General features: G+C 50.5%; 6 protein-coding genes. All 6 read left to right on the plus strand.

Annotated features, from left to right (window positions below; translation table 11 throughout):
- The first annotated feature begins 478 nt into the window (after positions 1-478).
- The 6 genes from Q8M98_08155 to rfbB all read left to right on the plus strand — a co-directional run bounded on the left by Q8M98_08155 (position 479) and on the right by rfbB (position 8,109).
- Complete coding sequence (locus Q8M98_08155; GenBank protein ID MDP3114734.1) at positions 479-2,161, plus strand: CapA family protein; 1,683 nt, start codon at positions 479-481, stop codon at positions 2,159-2,161.
- Positions 2,162-2,270: 109 nt separating this feature from the next.
- On the plus strand, positions 2,271-4,769 hold the full coding sequence (locus Q8M98_08160) for a HEAT repeat domain-containing protein (protein MDP3114735.1): 2,499 nt from the start codon (positions 2,271-2,273) through the stop codon (positions 4,767-4,769).
- Positions 4,766-5,395 carry a 16S rRNA (guanine(527)-N(7))-methyltransferase RsmG gene (rsmG, locus tag Q8M98_08165; GenBank protein ID MDP3114736.1) on the plus strand — a complete coding sequence of 210 codons (630 nt, stop codon included), beginning with the start codon at positions 4,766-4,768 and terminating at the stop codon, positions 5,393-5,395. The genes Q8M98_08160 and rsmG overlap by 4 nt, the downstream gene beginning before the upstream one ends.
- Positions 5,396-5,410: 15 nt before the next feature.
- Positions 5,411-6,172: a ParA family protein gene (locus tag Q8M98_08170; GenBank protein ID MDP3114737.1), complete on the plus strand. Its 762-nt coding sequence runs from the start codon at positions 5,411-5,413 to the stop codon at positions 6,170-6,172.
- 7 nt (positions 6,173-6,179) lie between these two features.
- The gene (locus Q8M98_08175; protein MDP3114738.1) at positions 6,180-7,028 is read left to right on the plus strand and encodes a ParB/RepB/Spo0J family partition protein; all 849 of its coding nucleotides are present in this window, start codon (positions 6,180-6,182) and stop codon (positions 7,026-7,028) included.
- Positions 7,029-7,035: 7 nt separating this feature from the next.
- Positions 7,036-8,109: a dTDP-glucose 4,6-dehydratase gene (gene rfbB, locus Q8M98_08180; protein MDP3114739.1), complete on the plus strand. Its 1,074-nt coding sequence runs from the start codon at positions 7,036-7,038 to the stop codon at positions 8,107-8,109.
- Positions 8,110-8,511: the final 402 nt, after the last annotated feature.

Consider the following 8,511-nt stretch of genomic DNA (forward strand, 5'->3'; position numbering starts at 1 on the left):
TCGGCGCAAATCAGACCGTTTTCGACATCCTCAATAACACGCATTTTAAAAGCCATGCTATAACGATTTACGGGCTTCTTTTCTTTCATTTTCTCTTCTCCTTAGAAGTTGATTTGGTGTCAACTTTTTTAGGACGGGACACCTTCCCCCTTAGCATTACGGTATCAATACGGAGTCATTACGGACTAAGTCCGTAATGACTCCGTAATGCTAAGGAGGTAGCGCAGCATGCCGATGCTGCGGAGAAACATGCAACACGTTCGCCTGCAATGAGAAGGGATGGTTGAGGAATTTGAAACAGTCTCCAGCCAAGTATTGGGAGGTAGAAAACGAATAACTTGACATGATCAGGCAGAGCAGGAAAAGTGCATCAACACTCTAAATCATTGTAAGAGTATAATGTTTATGCTTTCCAACGGATTCTATTGCGCTCAATTCCAGCCGGGTATTGGCAGCTTATTATGCTCTGGAGAAATATATGTTTGATAATAATGTCGGCAGGAAGATGAGATTATTCCTATTTGGATCGCTGAAATATCCATCCCATCTGCCTAAACTGATGATACTGCTGCTGTTGCTTGCTTTATTTGCCGATATCGGCGCCAACGACAGCCCGCAGAATAGTGTCCCGGGTCAGGAAGAAATATCCCCGGATATCCAAAGCGCGGAGGATCTCGTTCAAAGCCTGATCGATGCGGGCAAGCGCTATCTTGGCAATTCCTATAAATTCAAAAACCCGCTTGGGGATAAAATGGATTGCAGCGGATATCTCTCCTACCTTTTTTCCCTGCACGACATCAGCCTGCCAAATTCATCCGGCGCGATCGGCAAAAGCGTGGACAAGATCAATCTTGCTTCAGTTCAAAAGGGAGACCTGCTCTTTTTCAAGGGTAGAAACCGCTCTTCAAGCGCCGTCGGACACGTCAGCATGGTGATCGAGACCAATGGAAGCGATCTGAAAATGATTCACAGTTGCCAGCGAGGAGTCTTGATCGACGACTATCCCCGGATGAAATACTATCGGGATCGCTTTCTCTACGCGGGCAGAGTTCCGGATTTGCAGAAGATGCTCGCATCCATGGACAGCAGCGAGTTTCAAAGGCAAAAACCAGCAATGCCACAGGATCAAAGCGCTTTAAGCAAAGACGCAACATCATTGATCCCGACGCGAAACAGCGTCTCCATTATCGGGGTCGGAGACATCATGTTAGGCACAAATTATCCCTCCGATCAATTTCTGCCTCCCAATGACGGACGCGACCTGCTTCAGCCCGTTTATGCCATTCTCAAGGCTGCCGATCTCGCCTTTGCCAATCTCGAAGGCGTGTTTTTGACCGCGCCCGGTGAAACGAAAAAAGGTGCCGATCCGGGAAACAGCTATGCTTTCAAATCCCCGGATCACTATGTTTATCATCTCCGGGATGCCGGCATCGACGTGGTCAGCATCGCCAATAACCACATCGGGGATTTTGGTGAAACCGGCAAAGAAAACACCGTGAAAATGCTGCGCGACGCAGGAATCGAATATGCCGGATTACTCGAATACCCGATGGCGGTGTTCACCAAAGATGCCGTCCGTTATGGTTTTTGCGCCTTCGCGCCCAATAATGACACGATGAAACTAAATGACTACAAAACTGTTCGACGCGTGATCGAAGAACTGGACGCGGTTTCGGACATCGTGATCGTCTCCTTTCATGGCGGTGGGGAAGGGCAAAAATATCGTAATATCACCAAAAAGAAAGAGCTCTACCTGGAGGAAGATCGCGGCAATCCCTATGAGTTTGCACGGGTAGCAATCGATGCCGGAGCCGATATTGTTTTTGGACACGGACCCCACGTCCCACGCGCCATCGATCTCTATAAAAACAGGTTCATCGCCTATAGCCTGGGCAATTTTGCCACCTATGCCAGATTCAACCTCAAGGGCTCAAACGGGATCGCTCCCATCGTCAGGGTAAACGTCTCACTGAGCGGCGAATTCATCGATGCGCAGATCATTTCCGCCAAACAAAGCGGGGAAGGAGGTCCCGTGATTGATGCTGACAATGCCGCCGTCAAAGAGATCAGCAGACTCACGAAGATGGACTTTCCCAAGAGCAAACTGGTCATCTCAGACAGTGGATACGTGGCATTGAAACAAATTAAAGTGAACAGGTGAGCGGGTGAACATCTCACATCTCATCTCTCATCTCCATCCGATAAACTGATATTGACACAAAGCGCGGCTGATTATTTGATGCACACAAGGTGAGGAGCCGATTATTTTTATGCCTAAATATCTGATATTAATACTGCTTGCATTGAGCACGGTGCTGCTATCCGCCATCGGAAAAACGCCACAGGAACAGGCTGCTCTTGCCCAACTGCCTAAAATGCTTGATGGAGGAGGCTTGGATAGCCTAAGCATCGCTTTCGAAAAGGACTGGGATCTTTCCACCAAGTTCAAGAACCAAAACCAGCTTGACATTCTCTCAAACCCTTGGAACGCTTTTCCTTACATCGCGGATATGCGTCTGCGCTGTCATGAAGCAAGCACGATCTGTGGTGCCGCTGCTCTGATGGACTATTTTGGTTCCGAAGCCTGGCAGAGCGACGTCTGCGGTCTCTATGACGTCTATAAATCTTTCTGGCGTGGGCGCTATAAAGAAAAAGTGCGCAAACCGGCAGATGTTTTGGACTTCTATGAAGGTGTGCTAAAAGAACTTAAGCCACGCCTCGATGAAGTCTTTGGCAAGCTGAACAAAACGCAAACGGACAGCCTCACTGCCTTCTTTTTTACCGCTTTGAGCGAGAACGAAGACGCGCAGAAATATAAGGATTTCCTCAAGGGTGCGCAGCTACCAAATCTGGAAAGCTATGACCTGCAGCGCTTTGCATGGCTCTTTGAACAAGCGGATTATCAGGCACTGCACAATATCGGCATCTGTTATCTCGCCGCCTCCGATCTTATCTTTGAAGAAGCGCCCAAGCTCAGGTTTACCAAGACAAAGCCGATCATCAAAAGCAGTCCCTATGGAGTAATGATCATCGGCGGCACCGGAGACGACGTCTATAACGACCTGCAGATCAATGCTTTGCTGCATCAACCGCTATGCTTTGTCCTCGACCCCAAAGGCAATGACCGCTATGAGGCTCCGCTCAATACCATTTTTGACCACCCATTCTATCTTGCGATTGATCTTTTCGGAGACGATACATACCGCAATCCCTATCCCGGCGGGCTGTTTAGCGTTCGTGCCGGCTATGGTTTTTCCTACGATAAAGCGGGAAACGACAGCTACCAAAGCGACGATTTCAGCTTTTGCGCTTTTCTCGGCATGGGCATGCACCGCGACGAATCCGGAAACGATATCTATCAAGCTGGTCTATTCACTCAGGGCGCCGCGCTCTTTGGCGTATATGCCCTTATCGATGTGGATGGAAACGATTCCTACACAGCCACATCACTGGCTCAGGGGATGGGTTCCACATGCGGAGTCGGAACCCTTGTCGATCTCGGCGGCGCGGATGTCTATTACATCGGCGGCAAATATTTCCACGCGCCGTTGATGCCTTTGGACTATCGCTCCATGGGGCAGGGCATGGGTTTTGGTTTCAGACCAGACTATGCCGGCGGGCTGGGCTTGCTCTTTGATGCAGGGGGAAATGACAAATACATCGGCGGAGTCTATGCGCAGGGCGTGGGATATTGGTATGCCATGGGTCTGCTTGTCGATGAAAGTGGAAACGATGTCTATAATGCAATCTACTATCCGCAGGGCAGCGGAATCCACCTCGCTTGCGGGATGCTCTATGACCGCGAGGGCGATGATGTATATTACAGCAGAAACGGTCCCGGACAAGGCTCCGGACACGATTGGGGCTTCGGACTTTTGGTCGATGGCGCGGGAAACGATGCCTATTCCATCCACGGCGGAGTCGGAGTCGGACTCACCAATTCCGTAGGCATCTTTATCGATGTCAGTGGCGACGACCGTTATGAAAGAGCCGAAGCCAACAACTACGGCTATGCCAATTTTGCCCGCAGCACAGGCGGGATCGGACTTTTCCTCGATGCCGGAGGCAAGGATAGCTATCCCGACAGCCTGAGAAAGAACGATCACGACTGGACAAACGGCACCTATGGCATCGGTAATGACGTCTCAATCAACGAAATCACCAAAACCGCCATCGAAGCCCTTGCCGAACAAGCTGCCGCGCCGGATAGCCTGGATACGATCGCAAATATCTTCGCCGCCGCTTCGGAATGGGAAGTAGGCTCCGCGGTTTTGCGCGTCAAAGCTGCCCGCGCCATCTTGCTCAGCCGTGAAGAAGAAGCGATAAACTATATAATCAACAACAAGATAAACAGCAAGTCCGGTCTCGAATACCGTGCCATGGAAGCGCTGGTGCGCGTCTCCGGTGAGCTTGTCCGCCGTCTCTATCCTTTGATCTTTTTGCCGGACTCCCTGGCGGCAAAAAACGCTCTTTCGCTGATTGCCGCTTCCGGAGACAGTCTCGTCATCGAACCCCTAAAGCAGCTTTTGGCACAAAAGAAATATATAACTGCCTGCCTGTCCCTGCTCAGCTATGTAAACAGCGCGGAAAGCGTTGATATCTTATCCGCATACGTCTCTCATCCGAGCGAGCGCTATCGTTATATCACAGCGCGTTCTTTGATGCAGATCAAGCATCCTTCCGCGCGGGTATTGCTTTTGAGTATGGAACAAGACACGTCGTTTCTGGTCAAAACCCTGATTAAAAACCTGCCCATCGAGGAAAAATGATCGATAAACAAAGCTTTTTGAACGAGCTGCGGGAGCTGGGCATCAGCGATCCCGAAACGCTTTATTCCGCACTGGAAAACTATCAACGTATCCTCAAGGAAAAGAACGAACTGATCAACCTGATCTCGCGTCAGACTTCCGAGGAGGACTTTTGGTACAAGCATTTCCTTGACAGTCTCTTGGTCTTGAAATGTTTGGATTTATCTGGAAAGAAAGTGCTGGATTTCGGCTCCGGTGGCGGGCTACCGGGGATTCCCATCAAATTGGCGACACCGGGATGCTCGATGACGCTGCTGGATTCCGTGCACAAGAAAGCAGCGGCGATGACGGAAATGGTCTCCGAACTCGGTCTCAAGGATTGCACAGTTGCTTGCGCCCGCGTGGAAGACTACGCGATCGACGTGCATTTCCCGATCTTTGACTATATTCTCTGCCGGGCGGTGAAGATGGAACCCCGTTTTGAAGAGCCGCTTTTCAGTCTGCTCGCTGCCGGCGGAAAGCTGATCTGCTACAAGGCTCAGAGCTTTGAGGACATTGAGGGATACAGACCTCAGACGCTGCTGATCCATGACGCGGAGTGGGGCAGCCGCAAGATCATGTCGATACGCAAAAAGGATTTAAAGTAAATTGGATAGATATTTATGGCAAAAGTGATTACGATCGTGAATCAAAAAGGCGGAGTGGGCAAAACCACCACCGCCGTGAACCTTGCCGCCGGATTGGCGGTGCTGGAAAAGAAGACCCTTTTGATCGATCTCGATCCTCAGGGCAACGCTACCAGCGGTGCCGGTCTGAACAAGGAAACCCTCAAAGTGCAAATCTATGACGCGCTGATCGGCAAAGTTATGATTCAGGATGCAGTGCTGCCCACCAACACCGAAAACCTGTTTTGCGTGCCGGGAAACATTGATCTCACCGGCGCGGAGATCGAACTGGTGCACGAATTTGCCCGCGAACACAAGCTCAAAGAAGCCCTGCAGCCCATCCTCGCGGACTATGACTATATCATCATCGATTGTCCGCCCTCGTTGGGACTCCTCACTGTGAATGCCATGACCGCCTGCAGCGACCTCCTGATTCCGATCCAATGCGAATACTACGCTCTGGAAGGCGTCAGCCAGCTTTTGGCGACCATCCGTCTGATTCAGAAAAACCTCAATCCTTCGCTGAATATCATCGGCGTGCTGCTCACCATGTTTGACAAGCGGGTGAATCTCTCAATGCAGGTTGCGAAAGAAGTGAAACGCTATTTCAAGGAAAAGGTGTTTCACAGCATCATCCCGCGCAACATCAAACTCACCGAAGCGCCCGGCTTCGGCAAACCCATCTTTTTATACGACATCCGCTCTCCCGGGGCGATGAGTTATCTCAATCTCGCTCAGGAAGTTATCGAGCGAACATGAGGAGATTATGAACGAAAGACTTGGCAGAGGTTTGAGTGCGCTGATTCCTGATCGGGACAGCGTGGACACTGCGGGGGTGGCGCTTGGCAACCTTCCTCTCGACAAGATCAAAGCCAACCGCTATCAGCCGCGCAAGGATTTCAACGATGAAAAACTCCTTGAACTGGCGGAATCGATCAAGCAACACGGGATCATCCAACCACTGATTGTGACCAAGACCGAGGGCAGCGAATATGAACTGATCGCCGGAGAACGCAGACTCCAAGCCGCCAGGCTGGCAGGGCTGGATCTGGTTCCCGTAGTAATTCGCAGCGTATCCAAGAAGGATCAGCTTCAGCTTGCCATCGTCGAAAACATCCAACGCGAAGACCTCAATCCGATCGAGGAAGCCCTTGCCTATCAAACCCTTGCAGAAGATTTTGCCCTCACGCATCAACAGATCGCCCAAAGCATGGGCAAAGACCGCGCCACCATCACCAACAGCATCCGGCTCTTGAAATTACCCCTTCCAATCCGCGGATACATCTCGCAAGGCTTGCTCAGTTCGGGGCACGCGCGTGCCATCCTCAGCGTGGAAGACGATTATCAGCTGCTTTTTGCCGATTTTTTGATCAAATTTAAGCTCAATGTGCGCCAGGCAGAGGAAAAAGCCAAAAGCTTCGTCCAAAGCCTGAGCAAGGATGAAGAAACTCCCCAAAAAACCGCGCTCACGAGAAGCTTTGAACAGGAACTGAACCATGCCCTCGGTCTCAAAGCGCGTGTCCGCGATCACAAAGGCAAAGGCAGCATCACCCTTGAGTATTCCAGTCCGGAAGAGCTCGAACGCTTCAAAAACCTCATCAAAAACATCAGGTAGGTGACACATGAAACGCATTATCGTGACCGGAGGCGCCGGGTTCATCGGCGCTAATTATATCCACAACCTTTTTGAAGACAATGACTTTGGCGGCATCGTCGTCAATGTGGACAAGCTCACTTATGCCGGCAACCTCGAAAGCTTGCAGGACATCCAAACCGAACACGGTGGGAAACGCTATTTCTTCGAACTTGCCGATATCTGCGACCCGCGCAAGATCAAGGACATCTTTGAAAAATACGAGCCGGATACGGTGATCAATTTTGCTGCCGAATCCCACGTCGATCGTTCCATCGAAGGTCCGATGGAATTTATCAACACCAATATCACCGGCACCGCGGTGATGTTAGACGCTGCCAACCAATACTACAAGAAGCTCGATGACGAGGCGAAAAAGAGATTCCGTTTTCATCACGTTTCCACGGACGAAGTCTATGGTTCGCTTGGCGATGAAGGGATGTTTTTGGAGACCACGCCCTATGATCCGTCGTCTCCTTATTCAGCTTCCAAAGCGGCTTCCGACCATCTTGTGCGTGCCTGGCACCGCACTTTCGGCTTGCCGGTTTTGATCTCAAACTGCTCAAACAACTATGGCGGCTATCAATTCCCCGAAAAGCTGATTCCCCTGATGATCCTCAACTGTCTGGCTCACAAACCTTTGCCCGTTTATGGCAAGGGCTTGAACGTGCGCGATTGGCTCTTTGTGCGCGATCACTGCGATGCCATCAACATCATCGTCAAACATGGAAAACCCGGCGATACATACAACATCGGCGGGCACAACGAAATGAAGAACATCGATATCGTCCACACCATCTGCCATTTGTTGGACGAGCTCGCGCCTTCTGAAAAGCTCTCCTCCTACACGGAACTCATCACCTACGTGACTGACCGTCCGGGACACGATCTCCGCTATGCCATCGACGCCTCCAAGATCCAGCGCGAACTCGGCTGGGCGCCAAAAGAAACCTTCAACACCGGCATCCGCAAGACGATCGAGTGGTATCTACAAAACCGCGTCTGGTGGCAAAACATCCAAAACCAGACCTATCGACAGGAACGCCTCGGTCTGATAAAATAAGCGATATCGTAATGACAATCGCCTGAACTGTCGCAGGTGTTCATCACTCGTGGCAGTGAGATTACGAATTCCCCTTCCCACCAAGATTTAACTCATTGCAGGGCAATTTTTTACAGACATCTCCGCAGCATCAGCATGCTGCGCTACCTCCTTAGCATTACGGAGTCAATACGGACTTATACTAATTCGCTTGTATAAATCCAAATTATGATTATAGTATCTCCAGAACAACAATAGCTGGAGGTACAGATGAACCGTATTCATGTTAACGACACATTGCCTGCTGAAGAGCTAAGGCATAGAATGCTTGCCAGTAAGGACATCCAAGAGCATAAGCGTTGGCAGGCCTTGTATTTGGCCAAATCCAAAGCGTTATCAGCTAAAGAACTTGCAGATATGATT

The organism is Candidatus Cloacimonadaceae bacterium (genome assembly GCA_030693415.1).
Classification (GTDB): domain Bacteria; phylum Cloacimonadota; class Cloacimonadia; order Cloacimonadales; family Cloacimonadaceae; genus JAUYAR01.